The organism is Micromonospora sp. NPDC005291 (genome assembly GCF_040607415.1).
GTDB lineage: Bacteria > Actinomycetota > Actinomycetes > Mycobacteriales > Micromonosporaceae > Micromonospora.
This window is the reverse complement of sequence record NZ_JBEXGR010000006.1, coordinates 110,575-129,324: the sequence shown is the minus strand read 5'-3', so window position 1 is coordinate 129,324 and position 18,750 is coordinate 110,575. Positions and strand designations below refer to the sequence as shown.

The 18,750-nt window shown below is 72.8% G+C and carries 18 protein-coding genes; 12 read left to right on the top strand and 6 right to left on the bottom strand.

The window, feature by feature from the left end; genetic code table 11:
* The first annotated feature begins 33 nt into the window (after window positions 1–33).
* The 6 genes from ABZT18_RS11090 to ABZT18_RS11065 are packed head-to-tail and all read left to right on the top strand — an operon-like array spanning window position 34 to window position 5,219.
* On the top strand, window positions 34–531 hold the full coding sequence (locus tag ABZT18_RS11090) for a 2Fe-2S iron-sulfur cluster-binding protein (protein WP_354994389.1): 498 nt from the start codon (window positions 34–36) through the stop codon (window positions 529–531).
* Complete coding sequence (locus tag ABZT18_RS11085) at window positions 528–1,520, top strand: xanthine dehydrogenase family protein subunit M (protein WP_354994273.1); 993 nt, start codon at window positions 528–530, stop codon at window positions 1,518–1,520. Before ABZT18_RS11090 ends, ABZT18_RS11085 begins: the two co-directional genes overlap by 4 nt.
* Window positions 1,517–3,616, top strand: coding sequence for a xanthine dehydrogenase family protein molybdopterin-binding subunit (locus ABZT18_RS11080; protein WP_354994274.1), 2,100 nt, complete (start codon window positions 1,517–1,519; stop codon window positions 3,614–3,616). Before ABZT18_RS11085 ends, ABZT18_RS11080 begins: the two co-directional genes overlap by 4 nt.
* A 27-nt stretch (window positions 3,617–3,643) precedes the next feature.
* On the top strand, window positions 3,644–4,009 hold the full coding sequence (locus tag ABZT18_RS11075) for a metalloregulator ArsR/SmtB family transcription factor (RefSeq protein ID WP_354994275.1): 366 nt from the start codon (window positions 3,644–3,646) through the stop codon (window positions 4,007–4,009).
* Window positions 4,009–4,650: an SRPBCC family protein gene (locus ABZT18_RS11070; RefSeq protein ID WP_354994276.1), complete on the top strand. Its 642-nt coding sequence runs from the start codon at window positions 4,009–4,011 to the stop codon at window positions 4,648–4,650. Before ABZT18_RS11075 ends, ABZT18_RS11070 begins: the two co-directional genes overlap by 1 nt.
* A gap of 53 nt (window positions 4,651–4,703) precedes the next feature.
* On the top strand, window positions 4,704–5,219 hold the full coding sequence (locus ABZT18_RS11065) for an NUDIX domain-containing protein (protein WP_354994277.1): 516 nt from the start codon (window positions 4,704–4,706) through the stop codon (window positions 5,217–5,219).
* A 201-nt stretch (window positions 5,220–5,420) separates the two neighbouring features.
* Here ABZT18_RS11065 and ABZT18_RS11060 read toward each other — a convergent pair whose 3' ends face one another.
* The 4 genes from ABZT18_RS11060 to ABZT18_RS11045 form a co-directional block, all read right to left on the bottom strand.
* Window positions 5,421–7,364 (bottom strand): ABC transporter ATP-binding protein, encoded by a 1,944-nt coding sequence (locus ABZT18_RS11060; RefSeq protein WP_354994390.1) that lies wholly within the window; start codon window positions 7,362–7,364, stop codon window positions 5,421–5,423.
* Window positions 7,365–7,506: 142 nt separating this feature from the next.
* Complete coding sequence (locus ABZT18_RS11055; RefSeq protein ID WP_354994278.1) at window positions 7,507–8,139, bottom strand: flavin reductase family protein; 633 nt, start codon at window positions 8,137–8,139, stop codon at window positions 7,507–7,509.
* Between the two features lie 94 nt (window positions 8,140–8,233).
* Window positions 8,234–9,670, bottom strand: coding sequence for an ATP-binding protein (locus ABZT18_RS11050; protein ID WP_354994279.1), 1,437 nt, complete (start codon window positions 9,668–9,670; stop codon window positions 8,234–8,236).
* 114 nt (window positions 9,671–9,784) lie between these two features.
* Window positions 9,785–11,443 (bottom strand): FAD-dependent oxidoreductase, encoded by a 1,659-nt coding sequence (locus tag ABZT18_RS11045; protein ID WP_354994280.1) that lies wholly within the window; start codon window positions 11,441–11,443, stop codon window positions 9,785–9,787.
* Window positions 11,444–11,594: 151 nt separating this feature from the next.
* Here ABZT18_RS11045 and ABZT18_RS11040 point away from each other — a divergent pair, with 151 nt between their 5' ends.
* The 6 genes from ABZT18_RS11040 (at window position 11,595) to ABZT18_RS11015 (ending at window position 17,603) form a co-directional block, all read left to right on the top strand.
* Window positions 11,595–13,832, top strand: a complete 2,238-nt coding sequence (locus tag ABZT18_RS11040) for a hypothetical protein (RefSeq protein ID WP_354994281.1) — start codon at window positions 11,595–11,597, stop codon at window positions 13,830–13,832.
* A 25-nt stretch (window positions 13,833–13,857) separates the two neighbouring features.
* On the top strand, window positions 13,858–14,349 hold the full coding sequence (gene smpB / locus ABZT18_RS11035; protein WP_354994282.1) for an SsrA-binding protein SmpB: 492 nt from the start codon (window positions 13,858–13,860) through the stop codon (window positions 14,347–14,349).
* 161 nt (window positions 14,350–14,510) lie between these two features.
* Complete coding sequence (locus ABZT18_RS11030) at window positions 14,511–14,936, top strand: TOBE domain-containing protein (RefSeq protein WP_354994283.1); 426 nt, start codon at window positions 14,511–14,513, stop codon at window positions 14,934–14,936.
* A complete protein-coding gene (gene modA / locus ABZT18_RS11025; RefSeq protein ID WP_354994284.1) occupies window positions 14,933–15,727 on the top strand; it encodes a molybdate ABC transporter substrate-binding protein in 795 nt (264 codons plus the stop codon). The genes ABZT18_RS11030 and modA overlap by 4 nt, the downstream gene beginning before the upstream one ends.
* Window positions 15,724–16,539, top strand: a complete 816-nt coding sequence (locus tag ABZT18_RS11020) for an ABC transporter permease (protein WP_354994285.1) — start codon at window positions 15,724–15,726, stop codon at window positions 16,537–16,539. Before modA ends, ABZT18_RS11020 begins: the two co-directional genes overlap by 4 nt.
* Entirely contained in the window at window positions 16,536–17,603 is a 1,068-nt protein-coding gene (locus ABZT18_RS11015; RefSeq protein ID WP_354994286.1) for an ABC transporter ATP-binding protein, read from the top strand. The genes ABZT18_RS11020 and ABZT18_RS11015 overlap by 4 nt, the downstream gene beginning before the upstream one ends.
* Before the next feature lie 26 nt (window positions 17,604–17,629).
* Here the strand turns inward: ABZT18_RS11015 and ABZT18_RS11010 are convergent, their stop codons facing one another.
* Together ABZT18_RS11010 and ABZT18_RS11005 are read right to left on the bottom strand one after the other, a co-directional pair.
* Window positions 17,630–18,043: a type II toxin-antitoxin system Phd/YefM family antitoxin gene (locus ABZT18_RS11010; protein WP_354994287.1), complete on the bottom strand. Its 414-nt coding sequence runs from the start codon at window positions 18,041–18,043 to the stop codon at window positions 17,630–17,632.
* A 41-nt stretch (window positions 18,044–18,084) separates the two neighbouring features.
* Window positions 18,085–18,657, bottom strand: a complete 573-nt coding sequence (locus ABZT18_RS11005; protein ID WP_354994288.1) for a GNAT family protein — start codon at window positions 18,655–18,657, stop codon at window positions 18,085–18,087.
* Between the last annotated feature and the right edge of the window lie 93 nt (window positions 18,658–18,750).

Here is an 18,750-nt window from a genome sequence, read left to right as displayed (position 1 = left end):
GAGACAACCACCGACGAGCGGCACTCGTCCCGGGTGGCGTTCGAGGTCAACGGCGCGTCACGCGAGGTGCGGCTGGACAACCGCACCACACTGCTGGACACGCTGCGCGAGCACCTCGGCCTGATCGGGGCGAAGAAGGGCTGCGACCACGGCCAGTGCGGCTCCTGCACAGTGCTGCTGGACGGCCGCCGGGTGAAGAGTTGCCTAGTGTTCGCGGTCACGCTGGCCGACCGGTCGGTGGTGACCGTCGAAGGGCTGGCCGGGCCGGACGAGCTGTCCCCGCTGCAGGCCGCGTTCATCGCCCACGACGCGTTCCAGTGCGGCTACTGCACCCCCGGGCAGCTCTGCTCCGCCCGCGGCATGCTCGACGAGGTCGCCCGGGGCTGGCCGAGCGCGGTCACCGACGACCTGAGCGCACCGGCCGAGCTGACCGACGCGGAGATCCGCGAGCGGATGGCCGGCAACCTGTGCCGCTGTGCCGCGTACCCGCACATCGTGGCGGCCGTGCGCGAGACGGCGGCGACCCGATGAGGGCGTTCCGCTACCACCGCCCGACCGACGTGGCCGACGCGGTCGCCGTGCTCACCGCGGAACCGCAGGCGGCGTACCTGGGCGGCGGCACCAACCTGGTGGACCTGATGAAACTCGGGGTGCAGCGCCCCGACGTGCTGGTGGACGTGACCCGGCTTCCGCTGGACACCATCGAGGAGTCGCCCGACGGCGGACTGCGGATCGGCGCGACGGTCCGCAACAGCGACCTCGCGGCCCACCCGGTGGTCCGCCGGGACTACCCGGTGCTGGCCCGCGCCCTGCTCGCCGCCGCCTCCGGACAGCTACGCAACATGGCCACCACCGGCGGCAACCTGTTGCAGCGCACCCGCTGCGTCTACTTCCAGGACACCGGCAAGCCGTGCAACAAACGGGACCCGGGCACCGGTTGCGCGGCGCTGCACGGCCAGAACCGCGACCTGGCGGTGCTGGACTGGTCCGAGCAGTGCGTGGCCACCCACCCGTCCGACCTGGCCGTCGCGCTGGCCGCACTCGACACGGTGGTGGAGGTGCACGAGACCGACGGCACCCGCGACATCCCGATCACCGCCCTGCACCGCTCCCCCGGCACGCACCCGGAGCGGGAGACCACCCTGGCCCGGGGCGCGCTGATCACCGCCGTCCGGTTGCCGCCGCTGCCGGCGGCGCGCCACTCGACGTACCTCAAGGTGCGCGACCGGGCCTCGTTCGCCTTCGCCGCCGGCTCGGTGGCCGCGGTGCTGGACCTCGACGGCGACGTGGTCCGCGACGTGCGGCTGGCGTACGGGGCGGTGGCGCACCGGCCGTGGCGGGCCTACCGGGCCGAGGAGGAACTGCGGGGCCGACCGTTCAGCCCGGAGCTTGCCGCACGCGCCGCCGACGCGGAACTGGCCGAGGCGCGTCCGTTGCGGCACAACGGCTTCAAGCTGCCGCTGATCCGGGCCATCACCGTACGCGCGCTCAGCGAGCTCGCCGAGAGGGCGTCGTCGTGACCACCGACGCGGTCGGCCGGGCGTACCCCCGGTTGGAGGGCCGCGAGAAGGTCACCGGCACGGCACGGTACGCGGTGGAGTACCCGGTGGACGGGGTCACGTACGGCTGGGCGGTTCCGTCGGCAGTGGTCCGGGGGCGGATCACCCGGGTCGACACGGCCGAGGCGCTCGCGTCTCCCGGCGTGCTGGCCGTCCTGCACCACGGCAACGCGCCCCGCATCGCGCCCGGCCCGGAGCCGGAGCTGTGGCTGTTGCAGGAGCCGAGGGTGCACTACCGGGGGCAGCTGATCGCGGTGGTGGTGGCCACCAGCCTGGAGGCGGCCCGGGAGGGTGCCCGGTTGGTGCGGATCGACTACGACGCCGAGCCGCACAGCACCGTGCTCACCACCGACCATCCCGGCCTGTACCGACCGGACCAGGTCAACCCCAGCTACCCGACGGACACCGCCGAGGGCGACTTCGACGCCGGATACGCGGCCGCCCCGGTGCGCATGGACGCCACGTATCGCACGCCGGCGTACCACAACAACCCGATGGAGCCGCACGCCACGACGGCGCAGTGGCGCGACGGGCGGCTGCTGGTGCACGACTCCAACCAGGGTGCGTCGGCGGTGCGGGGCACGCTGGCCGAGCTGTTCGAGCTGCCGCCGGAGTCGATCCGGGTCGTCACCGAGCACGTCGGTGGCGGCTTCGGCAGCAAGGGGTACGCCAAGGCCGCGGTGGTGCTGGCCGCGCTCGCGGCCCGGCACGTGGACCGACCGGTCAAGCTGGCGCTGACCCGCCAGCAGCTGTTCGGGCCGGTCGGCTACCGCACCCCCACCATCCAGCGGGTCCGCCTCGCCGCCGACGCCGACGGGCGACTCACCGCGATCTGCCACGACGCGATCAGCCAGACCTCGACCATCCGGGAGTTCGCCGAGCAGATCGCCGTCTACACCCGCAGCATGTACGCCGCACCCCACCGACGCACCACGCACCGGCTGGTCCGCCTCGACGTGCCCACGCCGTTCTGGATGCGGGCCCCGGGCGAGTGCCCCGGCGCGTACGCCCTGGAGTCGGCGATGGACGAGCTGGCGATTGCCGTGGGCATCGACCCGGTGGAGTTGCGCATCCGCAACGACGCGGAGGTTGACCCCGACCAGGGGCGACCGTTCACCAGCCGCAACCTGGTGGCCTGCCTGCGCGAGGGTGCGCAGCGGTTCGGCTGGGCGGGCCGGGACCCGACACCCCGGGCCCGACGCGACGGGCGTTGGCTGATCGGCACGGGTGTGGCCGGGTCGAGTTACCCGGCCCGGGCCAGGCCGTCCTCGGCCATGGCCACCGCCCGGCCCGACGGCGGCTTCCTGGTCCAGATCAACGCCACCGACATCGGCACCGGCGCCCGGACTGCGATGTGGCAGGTGGCCGCCGACGCACTCGGGGTGCCGCCGGAGCGGGTCGAGATCCGCATCGGTGACAGCGACCTGCCGACCGCCCCGGTGGCCGGCGGCTCGATGGGCACCGCCAGCTGGAGCTGGGCGGTGATCCGAGCCTGTCAGGCGTTGCGCGACAAGCTGCGGGACCTTCCCGATGGGGTGCCGGCGGACGGTGGCGTGACCGCCGAGGCGGACACCGCCGACGAGGTGGGCGGGCAGGCCGTGCTGCCCCGGTACGCGTACGGGGCGCAGTTCGCCGAGGTGCGGGTGGACGCGGACACCGGCGAGGTGCGGCTGAACCGGATGCTCGGGGTGTTCGCGGCCGGCCGGGTGGTGAACCCGACGACGGCGCGCAGCCAGCTCATCGGCGGCATGACGATGGGGCTGTCGATGGCGCTGCACGAGGAGGGACTGCTCGACGAGCGGTACGGCGACTGGGTCAACCACGACCTGGCCACCTATCACATCACCGGCTGCGCGGACGTGGAGTCCATCGAGGCGTACTGGCTGGACGAGCAGGACGGCGAGCTGAACCCGGCCGGGGTGAAGGGCATCGGCGAGATCGGCATCGTCGGCGCTGCGGCGGCGATCGCCAACGCCGTGCACCACGCCACCGGCGTGCGGATCAGGGACCTGCCGATCCGGTTGGACAAGCTGGTCGGCGTATCAGCCTTGGCTTAAATAAGCCCGTGGTGATATAAAGGCGTCGTGCACGCCTTCGACGTGCTGGGCGATCCGGTCCGGCGCCGCATCCTGGAGCTGCTCGCCAGCGGCGAGCAGACCGCTGGCGCCCTCAGCGCGGTCATCCGCGACGAGTTCGGCATCTCCCAGCCCGCCGTGTCCCAGCACCTCAAGGTGTTGCGGGACAACGGCTTCGCCACCGTGCGACCGGAGGGCACCCGGCGGCTGTACGCGGTCGACCCGCGCCCCCTGCGCGAGGTCGACGGCTGGCTGGAGCACTTCCGCCGGTTCTGGACCCCGCCCCTGGCGGCACTCGCCACCGAGCTGGCCCGGGGCCGACGTGAGCGTCGGCTGCGCGGGCCCGCCGACCCATCCGACGAGAGGAACACCTGATGTTCGACGCGACCGAGCAGATCAACGCCGTCCAGCGGCAGGTCGGCAGCCGCACCCTGGAGGCCGGCGAGGCTCGGGTGACCACGATCAGCCAGACCTACCAGGCGACGGCCGAGGATCTGTGGGACGCCTGCACCAACGCCGAACGCATCCCACGCTGGTTCCTGCCGATCTCCGGCGACCTGCGGCTGCACGGTAAGTACGAGCTCCAGGGCAACGCCCACGGCACCATCGAGAGCTGCGAGCCGCCGCACCGCTTCACCGCCACCTGGGAGTACGGCGACGAGGTGAGCTGGATCGAGGTGCGGGTCACCCCGGTCGACGACGAGCGGAGCCGCCTCGACCTGGACCACATCGCCCACGTCGACCAGGACCGGTGGGCCCAGTTCGGGCCGGGCGCAGTCGGCGTCGGCTGGGACCTGGGGCTGCTCGGCCTCGCCTCGCACCTGGCCGGCGACGGCAGCGGGGTCACCCCGGAGCAGAGCGCCGAGTGGAGCGCGTCCGACGAGGGACGACGGGCCATGGCGCTGAGCAGCCAACTCTGGGGTGAGGCGAGCATCGCCGCCGGCACCGACGCCGACGAGGCGAAGGCCGCCGCCGAGCGCACCACCGCCTTCTACACCGGCGCCCCGGAGGCCTGAGCGCGAGCGGCGGCGCCGCAGCCTGAGCGGCGATCGGGGTAACGTGCTGCGGCATGACCGGCACGCCGTACTCGCACTGCTCCTACTGCGGCGCCGCCTACCCGCTGGCCACCGGATGGCCACGGGTGTGCGCGGTCTGCGGCGAGACCGTCTGGCGCAACCCCCTGCCCGTCGCGGTGGCGGTGCTGCCGGTGCGTACCCCGCAGGGCCTGGGCGTGGTGGTGGTCCGCCGGGACATCGAGCCGGCCCGCGGGCTGCTCGCGTTGCCCGGCGGCTTCATCGAGTACGGCGAGGAGTGGTCCGACGCGCTCGTCCGTGAGCTGCGGGAGGAGACCGGGCTGGTCGCGGCGGCCGAGGACGCCCGCCTCTTCGCGGTGCACGGCGCCCCGGCGGGCGGCACAATGATGATCTTCGGGGTGCTGCCCGAACGGGCTGCCGAGGACCTGCCACCGTCGGCGCCGACCGAAGAGGCCACCGAGTGGCTGGTGCTCACCGACCCGGTCGAGTTGGCGTTCTCCACCCACACCCGGGCGCTCGCCGACTTCCTCACCCCCGACCGCCGCGCCTGACCGCGTTGACCCGCCGCCCGCCGCCCGCCGCCCGCCGCCCGCCGCCCGCCGCCCGCCGCCCGCCGCAAGATCGTGCTACATCCTGGTTGCAGTGGCATCAGAAGGGCTGCGAGGCCACTACTTCCAGGATCGAGCACGATCTTGCGGGCGGGCGGGCGGGCGGGCGGCGCGGGCGGCGCGGCGCGGCGCGGCGCGATGGGGTTAGCGCGGCAGTGCGTCGTCGGTGCCGGCGAGGTAGCCGGCGGCCTGGAGCTCGAACAGCTCCCGGTAGAGGCCACCGGCCGCCATCAGCTCGTCGTGGCTGCCCTGCTGGACGAGCCGGCCCCGTTCCATCACGAAGATCCGGTCGGCGTGCCGGACGTTGGCCAACCGGTGGGTGATCAGGACGACCGCCCGGTCGGGGCGACGGCGTAGGTGCTGGAACAGGGCGTTTTCGGCGCGGGCGTCCAGGGCTGCCGAGGGTTCGTCACAGATCAGCAGGGCGGCGTCCCGGTAGAGGCCGCGGGCGGCGACCAGTCGCTGCCACTGCCCGCCGGACAGCTCGTGGCCGTCCTTGAACTCCCGGTCGAGCAGGGTGTCGTAGCCGTGCGGCAGGCCGACGATCATGTCGTGTGCGGCGGCCGCGCCGGCGGCCTCCTGCACGCTGGGGCCGGATCGCTCCGGCGGGCGGTCGTGCCGCCCGACGCGAATGTTCTGCCCGGCGGTGAACGGGAACTTCCACCACTCCTGGGTCATCACGGCCACCTGGGCGCCGAGGGCGCGTGGGTCCAACTCGGCCGCGTCGACGCCGTCCCAGCGAATCACCCCACCGGTCGGCTGGTAGAGCCCGGCGATCAGCTTGGCCAGGGTGGTCTTGCCCGAGCCGTTCTCACCGACCAACGCGATCACCTCACCTCGCCGGACGGTCAGACTGACCTGGTCCACCGCCGGGGGGTCGGTGTCCGGGTAACTCAGGCTCACCTCGTCCACCTCGATCGCGTCGACACCGTCGATCACCCGGTCGCCTCCGATCGGCACCCGGGCGTGGGCGCGGGCCAGGAAGTCCCGGTAGTCCTGGTAGTAGAGGGCGTCCTCGTACAGCGAGTTGGTGGCGATGACCGAGACACCCAGGCTGGTCCGCGCGGACTGCAGGGCGAGCAGCGCGGTGGCCGCGGCGGCGAGGGCGACCATCCCGTTCAGCAGCAGGCCGCCGAGGACCGCGTACACCCCGAAGGTGGCCAGCCCCGCCACCGTGGCGCCGACCACCCGGGTGCCGGTCTGCGAACGGACCAGACGCAGCTGGGCCCGGGTCTCGACGGCCATCACCCCGCGATACTCGGCCAGCAGGAAGTCGCGCATCTGGTAGGCGCGCACCTCGGCGGCGGTGCGCCGGTTGGCCATCAGGTGGGCCAGCATCCACATCCGACGGCGCCGGGTGATCCGGGCCAGCATCGCCAGGTACTCCCGGCGAGCCATCCGCACCGCCGTGATGGCCTGGGGCACCGCGGCGAGCAGAAGGCAGGGCAGCAGCAGCGGTTGGATGACGGTCACCGCGACCGCGGTGGCGAGTATCCCGACCACGCCGGTGACCAGGTTGACGGTGTGGTCGACGATGTACGCGGCCTCCATCATCCCCCGGTCCCGCGCGCGGTCCATCTCCTCGGCGAAGCCGGCGTCGTCGAACGCGGCCAGGTCCACCGCCGTGGTGGCCTCGAACAGCCGCAGCTCCACCTGATAGTTGATCTGTGGGGTCAGCCGGGCCTGGGCCCAGCCGGCCGCGATCGTGAGACCACCACGTGCCGACACCGCCGCCGCGGCCACGATCAGCGCCGGCAGGGCCGAGCGGACCCGGTCCGGAGTGGGACCGGCGGCGAACAGCTCGCGCAGCACGCTGGTCGTGGCGAGCAGACCGAAGGTGGTCATCACCCCGGCGGAGATGTTCAGGCCGATGGAGGCGACGGTGTCCCTGCGGTTGGTGGCCCAGGCCAGCCCGACCGCCTCCCGGACCAGCCGGGGCAGCCGGCGGGCCACCGCCCAGAAGCTGGTGTGCGCGAACTCCTGCGCGTGGTGCAACCAGTCGCGGTCCTCCAACTCCGGCAACATCGTGGCGGCGGGCGGATCGCCCGGCTGGTCGTCGTCCTCGGCAGCGGTGCGCTGGCGGGCCATCGACTCCACAGACCCTCCTCGGGGGGCGGGGATCACGGATGCCGCCCGAGACTACTGCCTGCAACCGTTCGATGTCTTCAGGTAATCGGCGCGTCGCACGGGTGTGCCAATGGCGTGTCGTCGCCATCCAGAGTCGGCCAGGTCAGCCGGCCGGCGTCTCCGAGCGGAAGCTGTGACCGAGTTCGGCGCCGAGCCCGAAGTAGTGGCGGAAGTTGTAGATCAACGGATGCCAGGCCGCCGGGTCGACGTGGTTGGTGCCCGGCACGACGATGCCCGCGTCGGCGTGCACCGCCAGGACGTGGGCCTCGACGATGAGGAACGTGTCAGTGACGTCGGTGTGGATCCGGGAGGCACGGGCCTCCAGGTGCAGCGGGCACTCGGCCACCCGGGGTGGTCGGACGCAGCGCGACGGCTGCGGCCGCAGGCCGGCTGCCTCGAACTTCGCCGGCTCGTGTTGGAACCGGTCCCGCTTGTCCGCCGGCACCGGGTGCCGTCCGGTCAGCGGCGCCAGCCGCTCGACAGCCTCCCACTGATCCGCAGCGGGAAGGTTGATCACCAGGTCGGGGCGAGCGGCGAGGTTGTGCGCGGTCTGCCCGTCGCCGCCGAGACCGAGCACGACGACCTGCCCGAGGGCCCACGCCGAGGAGATCGGCGCCAGGTTGGCACTGCCGTCGTCGTTCTCGGTGCTCAGCAGCACCACCGGGGTACCGAAGTACAGGATGCTCGGGTTGATCGTCAGGTACTCGGTGGCGGTTGGTGTGTGGCTGATCGTCATGGTCGCCGACCGTACGGCGGTCATCGTTCGCCCCGTGCCGAAGTGACGCCGCAGGGTCAGCCCCGCCGGGTGGAGGCGACGAACGGTCGGCGGGTCAGGCCGGCGGCGGCCCCTCGGTGATCGGCAGGAGCACCCGGAATGTGGTCCGCCCGGGCTCGGTCTCCACCCGGATGTCGCCGTGGTGCTTGCGCACGACGATCCGGTACGAGATGTCCAACCCCAACCCGGTGCCCGAGCCGACCGGCTTGGTGGTGAAGAACGGCTCGAAGATGCGTGGACGGACCTCGGGCGGGATACCGGGGCCGGTGTCGGTGATCTCCACCGCCAGCAGGTCACCGACGCGTCCGGTGCGGACGGTCAGCACACCCTTCTCCCCCATCGCGCCCAACGCGTTGTCGATCAGGTTGGTCCACACCTGGTTCAGCTCGGCCGCGTACGCCGGAACCGGTGGGAGGCCGCGGTCGTACTCGCGGACCAGCTTGACCTCGGCGGGAATCTTCCCCTTGAACATCACCAGCGTGGCGTCGAGCAGGTCGTGCACGTCCACCACCCGGTGCGGCGCACGGTCCAACTGCGAGTACTGCTTGGCGGCGCCCACCAGGCCGGAGATCCGGGTGACCGCGTCGCCGATCTCACGCATCAGCAGCTCGGTGTCGACGGTGTAGGTGAGCCAGCGCACCGCGGCCTCCAGGTCGGCGGGTCCGACCGCCGCCTTCACCTGCGCCAGCCAGGCCGTGTCGAGCCCGCCGCCCACCAGGATCGGCGCCAGATCCCAGGCGCCATCGACCCCGTGCTCCTCCAGCCAGTCCGTGAGGGTGTCCTCGGCGTCGGCGGTCGCCATCGGGGTCAACTTCGGCGCGGTGGCGACCCGGGCAACCGCCTCCTCCTGCAACGCGACGAGGCCGTGCAGGGCGGTGCCGTCGAGCCGGCCGTCGGCGATCATCGCGAGCTTGTGCCGCATCCCGGCGACCCGGTCCCGCAGCACCGAGGTGGCCCGCACCGCCGCCGCGGCCGGGTTGTTCAGCTCGTGGGTCAAACCCGCCGAGAGCGAGCCGAGGGCCAGCAGCCGCTCCCGTTCGCCGACGATGGTCTGGGAATCCCGCATACCGAAGAACAGCCCCTCCAGCAGGTGCATCGGCATCGGGAACCAGGACCGCAGGGCGTGCGCGAAGTCCTCCGCTGGCAACACGAAGAAGTCCGCGTCGGTCACCGCCCGCAGGCTGTTGCGGTAGACCTGCTCGACCTGGTCACCCAGGTACGCCTGGACTGCCCCGCCGTACACCCCGCGCTGGTCGGTCCGGCTGACCTCGACGTCGTCGCCGCGCACCTGCCGGCTCAGCGCCACCGCCCCGCGCACCAGCACGAAGAAGCAGGTCGCGGCCTCGCCCTCGCCGTAGACCAGGGTGCCCCCGGCGCGCTGCTCGACCCGGCCACGCTCGGCCAGCCAGTCGAGCTGGCCATCGTCGAGGGCCTCGAACAGGAACAGGGTACGCAGCTGCGCAGGTGTCAGCCGGTCAGACGCGGTACTCACTGGGCTTCCTCCGTTCGTGACTGCGGGGCTCGCAAACCCGGCTCACTCCTCGCACTCACTGGCCCTCCTCCGTTCGTGACTGCGGGGCTCGCAAACCCGGCTCACTCCTCGCACTCACTGGGCCTCCAGGTAACGGTGCACCAACGAAACTGCCATCGCGCCCTCGCCGACGGCCGAGGCGACCCGCTTGACCGACTCGGCCCGCACGTCCCCGGCGGCGAACACCCCCGGCACGCTGGTCTCCAGGTGGTACGGGTCGCGCGACAGTGACCAGCCGGCCGGCCGCCGCCCTCCGGCGACCAGATCCGGGCCGGTGACGATGAAGCCGCGCCCGTCGCGGACCAGCACCCCGTCCAGCCAGTCGGTGCGGGGCTCCGCGCCGATGAAGATGAACAGCCAGGAGGTGTCGACCGAGCGAGCCTCCCCGGTGCGGGTGTCGCAGAGGGTGAGTCGTTGCAGGTGATCCTGGCCGACGCCGCCGAGCACCGCGGTGTGCGGGTGCACCGTGATCTTGTCGATCCGTTCCAGCTGGTCGATCAGGTAACGCGACATCGAGGCGGTCAGGTCCGCGCCCCGGATCAGCAGGTGCACCCTCGACGCGTACCGGGAGAAGTGCACGGCCGCCTGACCGGCGGAGTTGGCCCCGCCGACGATGTAGACGTCCTGCTCGACGCAGCTCGGCGCCTCGGTGGCGGCGGCGCCGTAGAACACTCCCCGACCGGTGAAGTCGGCCAGCCCCGGGGCGTCGAGCACCCGGTAGGAGACCCCGGTGGCCAGCACCACGGTGTGCGCGGCGATCTCGGTGCCGTCGCCGAAGCGCAGCAGTCGCGCGCCGCCGGCCTCACTCAGACCGACCACCTCCCGGGCGCTGAGCAGTTCGGCGCCGAACTTCACCGCCTGGCGCCGTGCCCGATCGGTCAACTGGGCGCCGGAGACACCGTCCGGGAAACCCAGGTAGTTCTCGATCCGGCTGCTCTGCCCGGCCTGCCCGCCGGTCGCCCGCCGCTCGACGAGCACGGTGCGCAGCCCTTCCGACGCGCCGTACACCGCCGAGCCGAGGCCGGCCGGGCCACCACCGATCACGACGAGGTCGTAGAAGTCAGCCGCCGGCACCACGGTCAACCCGGCCAGCGCGGCCAGTTCGGCCTCGTTCGGGGCGACCAACGCCTTACCCTCGGCCGTCACCACCAGTGGCACGTCCGCCTCGGTGGCCCCCGCCGCGTCGAGCAGCCGGGCACCTTCCGGGTCGTCGGACAACAGCCAGCGGTACGGCACCAGGTTACGGGCCAGAAAGTCGCGAACCTTGAACGACGGCGCCGACCAGCGGTGCCCGACGACCCGGATCTCGGCGCTCGCCGCGTCCGGGGTGGCCGCCCAGGCCTCCAGCAGTCCGTCGACCACCGGGTACAGCTTCTCCTCCGGCGGATGCCAGGGCTTGAGCAGGTAGTGGTCCAGGTCGACCACGTTGATGGCCTCGATCGCGGCGTCGGTGTCCGCGTACGCGGTGAGCAGCACCCGGCGGGCGGCCGGGAAGATGTCCATCGCCGCCTCGAGGAACTCGACGCCGGTCATCTCCGGCATCCGGTGGTCGGCCAGCAGCAGCGCGACCTGTTCGCCGCGCAGCTTGACCTCCCGCAACGCTTCCAGCGCCTCCGGCCCAGAGGAGGCCCTCAGCACCCGGTAGCGGTCGCCGTAGCGGCGTCGGATGTCCCGGGCCACCGCCCGGGACACCACCGGGTCGTCGTCGACGGTCAGGATCACCGGGTTCGCCATGGCGCCATGAAATCACCTGCGGGGCGTCGACCGCACCATGGCCGGGTGTCGACCCACGGTTGACCGGGTTCGGGATGGGTAAGCCGGGGAGCCGCGCGGTTCGCCGTACATCGACGACCCGCCTGGCTGGCGCGCACACCTCGGGGGGCCTATGGCGGACGTGTCGCCGACCGGACCGGCGACGTCGGGCGGGATCGTGGAGTTGCGGGTGCACGGTGTCTCCGGTGCGGCGGCGGACCAGGTGTTGAACCGGCCGCACGTCCATCAGGTCGCCGGCGACCGCAGCGGAGGGTTCTACCGACCGCGTCCCGGCTATCCGGATTCGACCGGGACGGACGGGGTGACGCTGGAGGCGTACCGCTGGAGCGACCTGCCGTCCGGGACGGCGGTGCGGACGCTGTCGTTGGTTTTCCTTCTGCCGTTCATGCTCTGCAATGTGGCGCTCTGGATGCGCCCGGCGAGCCACGCCTCGAAGTACGGCATCATGGCGCTGTGCCGGGTGCTCGCCCTCACCCTCACGATGCTCTACGTGCTCTCCATCGTCGGGGTGGCGTTGGACCTGATCGCGTGGCGTTGCATGGGCACGCCGTCGTGCCTGGCCGGCCGGAGCTGGCTGTCCTGGCTCGGAGGGCGCCCGACCGGGCTGCGCCTGGGTGTGCTGGCGCTGGTGCCGGTCGCCGCCATCGGGTTCGTCTGGTGGCTGGGTGCCCGCCCGGGCCATTCGTTCGACGCGTTCCGCACCCCGTCGACGCCGGTCTCCAACCACCGGTTGAGCGCGGTCGGTCAGTGGGACGGCGAGCCGCTGGTGGGTCGGCTGCGCTCGGTGCACGTCGCCGCGGCCTTCGCCACGCTCGACGGCAGCCTGCTGGCGGCGCGGGCAAGCCAGCACGCCTCGTGGGTGATGGTGGCGCTGGTGGCGGCCACCGGAGCGGTACTGCTGACCTGTCTGGTCCTGCTCACCATGGTGCGGGCCATCGACCGGACCGACCGGGCGCCCCGACTGGACGCCCTTTTCCGCGGGCTGCGCACGATCGCCTGCGGCCTGACCATCCTGGTGATCGTGCACGTTGTCGTCAGCCCGGCTCCGTGGCCGCAGGATGGCGCCCTCCCCGGGTACGGCGCGACCGTTGCCTGGTTGTTCGTCAGCCAGACCGTGCTGGTGGCCGTCCTCACCGCGGTGGTGATCTGGCGGCGCGGCGGCGGGCAGCGGGGGGCTCTGCTCCGCGCGTTGGGAGCGCCGGTCTTCGTCACCATCGCGGCCGGGCTCGCCGTGGCGTTCTCCGCGGAGTTGGTCTACCGGGTGGCGGACCTGCTCGATCGCGACGGGACGACCGCGGACAGCCTGGAGACCAGCCCTCCGCTGGCGTACAAGTGGGCGATCTTCGGGTTTTTCCTGTCGGTGGTGACCGCCCTGCTGGTGGCGGGCCTGGTCACCGTGCTGACCCGGCGCGGACGGCGGCGGGCCGCGCGGGCGATCGTGGCCGCCGATTTTCCGCACGCGCCACCGAAGGCGGCGGACCGGCTGCGCCGGGTCGAGCAGGCGGTGGCGCGGGCCCGGTTCACCGAGCGGCTGGAACCGCTCTCCGTGGTGTACGCCGGGCTGGCCGCGCTCGGGCTGGCCACCAGCGTGCTCGGCTTGCTCCAGCTCCTCCCCGGTGACGTTGCGCAGCGCTCCGTCGGGGTGCCCGAGAGCATGGTCAACTTTCTGATCGGATCCGGCAGCTACGTGATCGCCGCGATCATCCTCGGGCTGGTGATCGGCGGCATCTTCGCCTACCGGACCGCGCTGTTCCGCCGGTACGTGGGCGTGTTGTGGGATCTGGGCACGTTCTGGCCCCGGGCCGCGCACCCGTTCGCGCCGCCCTGCTATGCCGAGCGGGCCGTGCCGGAGCTGGCCAAGCGCATCTCCTACCTGGTGGAGCAGGGTCAGGGGGTGCTGCTCGCCGGGCACAGCCACGGTTCGGTGCTGCTCGCCGCGACGGTGCTGCAACTGCCGACCCGGATCACCGATCGGGTCGCTCTGCTGACCTACGGGTCGCCCCTGGGCCGGTTGTACTCGCGGCTGTTCCCGGCGTACGCCGACGAGCCTGCGCTGCGGGAGATCGGTGAGCGCGTCGGCTGGCGCTGGATCAACCTGTGGCGAGACACCGACCCGATCGGCGGCTGGATCTTCGCCGCGCACCGGCCCGGGAAGACGGAGACGCTGACCGGGCCGGCGGCGACGGTGGATCGCCGGCTGAAGGACCCGCAGGACGTGGTCGCGCCGCCCAGCGACAGCGTTCCCCCGCCGATCCTGGGGCACTGGCCGTGCGAGTCGCAGGACGCGTTCGCGGAGGCGGTGCGGGATCTGGCCGCGCGACTGCGCTCTGAACGCCCGGCGGCCGACTGAGGCAACGGCCGGCTATCGTCGCCGGGTGACCCCGTCCAAGCAGCCCGAGCGTCGGCTGATCGCCTCCAACAAGAAGGCCCGGCACGAGTACACCGTGCTCCGCACCTACGAGGCGGGCATCGTGCTCGTCGGCACCGAGGTGAAGTCGCTGCGTGAGGGGCGGGCGTCGCTGGTCGACGCGTTCGCGCACGAGCGTGACGGCGAGATCGTGCTGTACGGCCTGCACATCGCCGAGTACACCTACGGCACGTGGACCAACCACGCTCCCCGCCGCAACCGCAAACTGCTGCTGCACCGGGCCGAGATCGACCGGATCCTGGACAAGGTCCGCGAGGGTGGGGTGACCCTGGTCCCGCTCTCGATGTACTTCGAGAACGGCTTCGCCAAGGTCGAGCTGGCCCTGGCGAAGGGCAAGCGCTCCTACGACAAGCGGCAGACGCTGGCGGAGCGGGACGCCAATCGGGAGATCGCCCGCGAACTGGGCCGGCACCTGAAGGGCCACCCCCGCCGGCCCTGACCTCCGTCGTGCGGGTCGCGCGTCGTTCGCGCGGTCGCCGTCTTCCGTACGCCGGCCGCCGACGGCGAGCCGCACCTGCGGCCTACAACGCCCAATGAGGTACGCGGAAGCTGCCCTCATTGGGCTTTCGCACTCGCAGATGCGGGCGCTAGGGTGAGCCGGTGACGACGTTCCAGATCGGTGCGGCGGCCGACCTGCTCGGCGTCAGCGCCGACACGATTCGCCGCTGGGTGGACGCCGGCCGGCTGACGGCCGAGCGCGACGAGCACGGCCACCGGGTCATCGACGGCGTCGACCTGGCCGCGTTCGCCCGCGCACAGGCCGCCGACCCGGACGCGGGCGCCGAGTTCTCCTCGGCCCGCAACCGGCTGCGCGGCATCGTCGTCGACGTTCGTAAGGACACGGTGATGGCCCAGGTCGACATCCAGGCCGGCCCGTTCCGGGTGGTGTCGCTGATGAGCCGGGAGGCGGTCGACGAGCTCGACCTTCGGGTCGGGTCGGTGGCCGTCGCGGTGATCAAGTCGACCACGGTGGTGGTGGAGCGGGCCGCGCCCACCGCAACGACCAGGGGAAGGTCCGACGGATGAGCGCGCGGAGAACGCGTACGGCCCTGGCGGCTGTGGTGGCGGTGACCGCGCTGGCGGTGGCCGGCTGCGGCGGAGGCGACGACCGGGCATCCGGCGGTGCCGCGGACGGCCGGGTCACCGGCGCGGTGACGGTGTTCGCGGCAGCCTCGCTGACGGAGTCGTTCACCCGCATCGGGAAGGACTTCGAGGCCGCCAATCCGGGCAGCACCGTGACCCTCAACTTCGCCGGCAGCTCCGCTCTCGCCAACCAGATCAACCAGGGCGCACCGGCGGACGTGTTCGCCTCGGCCGCCCCGGCGAACATGACCACGGTCACCGAGGCCGGCAATGCCGATGGCACACCGAGCACCTTCGCCCGCAATCAGTTGGTGATCGCGCTGCCCCGGGGCAACCCGGAGGGGGTGACCGGGCTGGCCGACCTCACTCGCCCGGGTGTGAAGGTGGCACTCTGCGCCAGCCAGGTGCCCTGCGGCGCGGCGGCCCGCACCGCGCTGGACGAGGCCGGCGTGGCGCTGACGCCGGTCACGCTGGAGCAGGACGTCAAGGGCGCGCTCGCCAAGGTGAAGCTCGGCGAGGTCGACGCGGCCCTGGTCTACCGCACGGACGCGCGGGCAGCGAGTGCCGACGTGACCGGCGTGGAGTTTCCCGAGTCGGCGCGGGCGGTCAACGACTACCCGATCACCGCGTTGAAGGACGCGCCGAACCCGGCCGGCGCGCGGGCCTTCGTGGCGTACGTCCGCTCGGCGCCGGCGCAGGCGGTCCTCGCCGAGGCCGGCTTCCAGGCTCCATGAGCCAGGTCCGCGACCACGCCCCTCCCCGACGGCGAGGGCGGGTGCCCGCAGCGCTGTTGATCCCCGCCGGGTTGGGTCTGCTCTTCCTCGTTCTGCCGCTGGCCGGGCTGGTGATCCGGGCACCATGGGCGACCCTGCCGCAGCGGCTCACCGAGCCGGGCGCGCTGACCGCTCTGCGGCTGTCGGTGCAGACCGCCACCCTGGCCACCGTGCTCTGCCTACTGCTCGGGGTGCCACTCGCCTGGGTGCTGGCCCGCGTCGAGTTCCCCGGCCGCCGGCTGGTACGCGCGCTGGTCACCGTGCCGCTGGTGCTGCCGCCGGTGGTCGGCGGGGTGGCGCTGTTGCTGGTCTTCGGCCGGCGTGGGCTGCTCGGCGGCTGGCTCGACGCCACGTTCGGCATCACCCTGCCCTTCACCACCGCGGGTGTCGTGTTGGCCGAGTCGTTCGTCGCCATGCCGTTCCTGGTCATCGCCGTGGAGGGTGCGCTACGCGCCACCGACCACCGCTACGAGGAGGCCGCCGCGACGCTGGGCGCCAGCCGATGGACCACCTTCACCCATGTCACACTGCCGCTGGTGGCGCCCGGGCTGGCCGCCGGAGCGGTGCTCTGCTGGGCGCGGGCCCTCGGCGAGTTCGGTGCCACCATCACCTTCGCCGGCAACTATCCCGGCCGGACGCAGACCATGCCGCTCGCCGTCTACCTGGCGTTGGAGACCGACCTGGAGTCCGCGATCGTGCTCAGCCTGGTGCTGCTCGTCGTGTCGGTGGGCATCCTGGTCGCGTTGCGGGACCGCTGGATGACCAGCGCATGAGCAGTCCACTGCTCGACGCCCGGCTCGTCGTCGACCGGGGTACCTTCCGGCTCGACGCACCGCTGCGGGTCGCGCCCGGCGAGGTGGTCGCGCTACTCGGCCCGAACGGCGCCGGCAAGACCACCGCGCTGCGCGCGCTGGCCGGGCTACATCCGCTCACCGACGGGCACGTCACCCTCGACGGCATCGATCTGGACCGCCCGGCGACGCGGGGTTGGGTGCCCACCGAGCACCGGTCGATCGGCGTGGTCTTCCAGGACTACCTGCTCTTTCCGCACCTCAGCGCACTGGACAACGTGGCTTTCGGGCCGCGCCGGCACGGCGTCGACCGGCGGGCCGCGCGTGCCACGGCCCGGGACTGGCTCGGCCGGGTGGGGCTCGACGCCCAGGCGCACCGCCGCCCCCGGCAGCTCTCCGGCGGTCAGGCGCAGCGGGTGGCGCTGGCCCGCGCGCTGGCCGTCGCACCGTCGCTGCTGCTGCTGGACGAGCCGCTCGCCGCGCTGGACGCCCGCACCCGGCTGGACACCCGCGCGGAGCTGCACCGCCACCTGTCCGCCCATCCGGGCGCGACGGTGCTGGTCACCCACGACCCGCTGGACGCGCTGGCGCTGGCCGACCGACTGGTCATCGTCGAGGGCGGTCAGGTGGTGCAGGAGGGCGACGGGCCGAGCGTCACTGCCCGCCCGCGCACCGACTACGTCGCCCGGCTGGTCGGGCTGAACCTCTACCGGGGCCGGGCCGACGGCCATGGGGTACGGGTCGCGCCGGAGCTGACCCTCACCGTCGCCGACCGGCTGGACGGCGAGGCCTTCGTGGCGTTCCGCCCGGCAGCGGTGGCCCTGCACCCGACCCGACCGGAGGGCAGCCCACGCAACACCTGGGCGGGCACCGTGGCCGGTGTCCAGCGGCACGGCGACAACGTGCGGGTGCAGCTGGACGGGCCGATCGGGGTGGCCGCCGACGTCACGCCGGCCGCCGCCGCCCAACTGCGGCTGATCCCCGGCCAGCGGGTCTGGGTGGCGGTCAAGGCCGCCGAGACGCACGCCTACCCGGCCACCGGCTGAACCCCGGACCGGCGTTCGGCGCAGGGTCAGCCGGCGAGCAGGTCGTTGTGCGCGGCACGCAGCCGAGCCAGCGCCGGGTCGCTGCCGGGGATGACCCGGCGATCCAGCTCGGCCCACGCCTCGGCCAACGCCGCGCGGATCGCACCCAGCTCGGCGGCGTGCCGCTGACTGCTGCGCCGGTGCTGCTCCTCAAGGCGCCGGGCCCAGCCGGCGGTGACCGTGGCGAGCCGGTCGGCGTCGGCGCGGGCCTGCGCGCCGCTGCGGGCGGCTGCGGCGGGAACGATCGCGGCGACCGGGCGGGGATCGCCGTCGCGGGTCACGACGGTGACCGCGTCGGTCAGCTCGGCCAGCGCGACGAGCTGGCTGAACCGGGTGCGCGCCTCACGCAGCGGCACGGAACGCGGCGGGTCGGAATGAGGGGTGAGCGCGGGGACGGCCATGGATGCATGGTGCCGCCCGGGTACGACAGAACGCGCCGTCGTCAGTGGACGGTGGGCTGCGGTTCGCTCGGCGCGGCGATCCACTCGTCGGCCAGCACCGACCAGACCTCAAGGTCGATCCGACCGTGCGGGCCTGGACTGACCTGGCGGAGTGTGCCGTCGAGGCGCAGGCCGAGCCTGCGGGCGAGGGCCTTGCTGCGGGTGTTGTCGGCGTCGGTTCGCCACTCCACCCGCTGGATGCCGCGCTCGCGGACCGCCCAGTCGACGATCAGGCGGACCGCCGGCGCGACCATGCCCCTTCCCTGCGCCTCCGGCTCCACCCAGCATCCGACCTCGCAGACGCCCCGGGTCACGTCGAACGACACGAACATGACCCCGCCGACGAGTGTGCCCCGCCACCACAGCCCCCAGATGCCACCGTTGTCGCTGGCCCACCGGTCGGCGTACCGCTGCAACACCGCGCGGGCCGACGGCAGGTCGGTGGCGACGAAGGTCGGCGACACCCAGGGCTGGATGTGCTCGCGGCTCCGGTCCAGGTTGGCGAGGAACTCCTCGGCCCGCCACGGGTCCAGCGGGCGCAGCTCGACCTCCTCGGTCAACGGCAGGGCGAACACGGGGCCTCCACTCGGGTACGCGTCGAACGTCCGTAGCAGGCTCGCACAGACGCGTCGGTCGGGCACACCCGCGGCCAGGTCACTGCCTGCCCG

Coding starts and splice junctions, on each gene's coding strand:
- ABZT18_RS11085 (WP_354994273.1), top strand. CDS start 528: ATGAGGGCGTTCCGCTACCACCGCCCGACCGACGTGGCCGACGCGGTC.
- ABZT18_RS11070 (WP_354994276.1), top strand. CDS start 4,009: ATGTTCGACGCGACCGAGCAGATCAACGCCGTCCAGCGGCAGGTCGGC.
- ABZT18_RS11065 (WP_354994277.1), top strand. CDS start 4,704: ATGACCGGCACGCCGTACTCGCACTGCTCCTACTGCGGCGCCGCCTAC.
- ABZT18_RS11060 (WP_354994390.1), bottom strand. CDS start 7,364: ATGGCCCGCCAGCGCACCGCTGCCGAGGACGACGACCAGCCGGGCGAT.
- ABZT18_RS11055 (WP_354994278.1), bottom strand. CDS start 8,139: ATGACGATCAGCCACACACCAACCGCCACCGAGTACCTGACGATCAAC.
- ABZT18_RS11045 (WP_354994280.1), bottom strand. CDS start 11,443: ATGGCGAACCCGGTGATCCTGACCGTCGACGACGACCCGGTGGTGTCC.
- ABZT18_RS11040 (WP_354994281.1), top strand. CDS start 11,595: ATGGCGGACGTGTCGCCGACCGGACCGGCGACGTCGGGCGGGATCGTG.
- modA (WP_354994284.1), top strand. CDS start 14,933: ATGAGCGCGCGGAGAACGCGTACGGCCCTGGCGGCTGTGGTGGCGGTG.
- ABZT18_RS11020 (WP_354994285.1), top strand. CDS start 15,724: ATGAGCCAGGTCCGCGACCACGCCCCTCCCCGACGGCGAGGGCGGGTG.
- ABZT18_RS11015 (WP_354994286.1), top strand. CDS start 16,536: ATGAGCAGTCCACTGCTCGACGCCCGGCTCGTCGTCGACCGGGGTACC.
- ABZT18_RS11010 (WP_354994287.1), bottom strand. CDS start 18,043: ATGGCCGTCCCCGCGCTCACCCCTCATTCCGACCCGCCGCGTTCCGTG.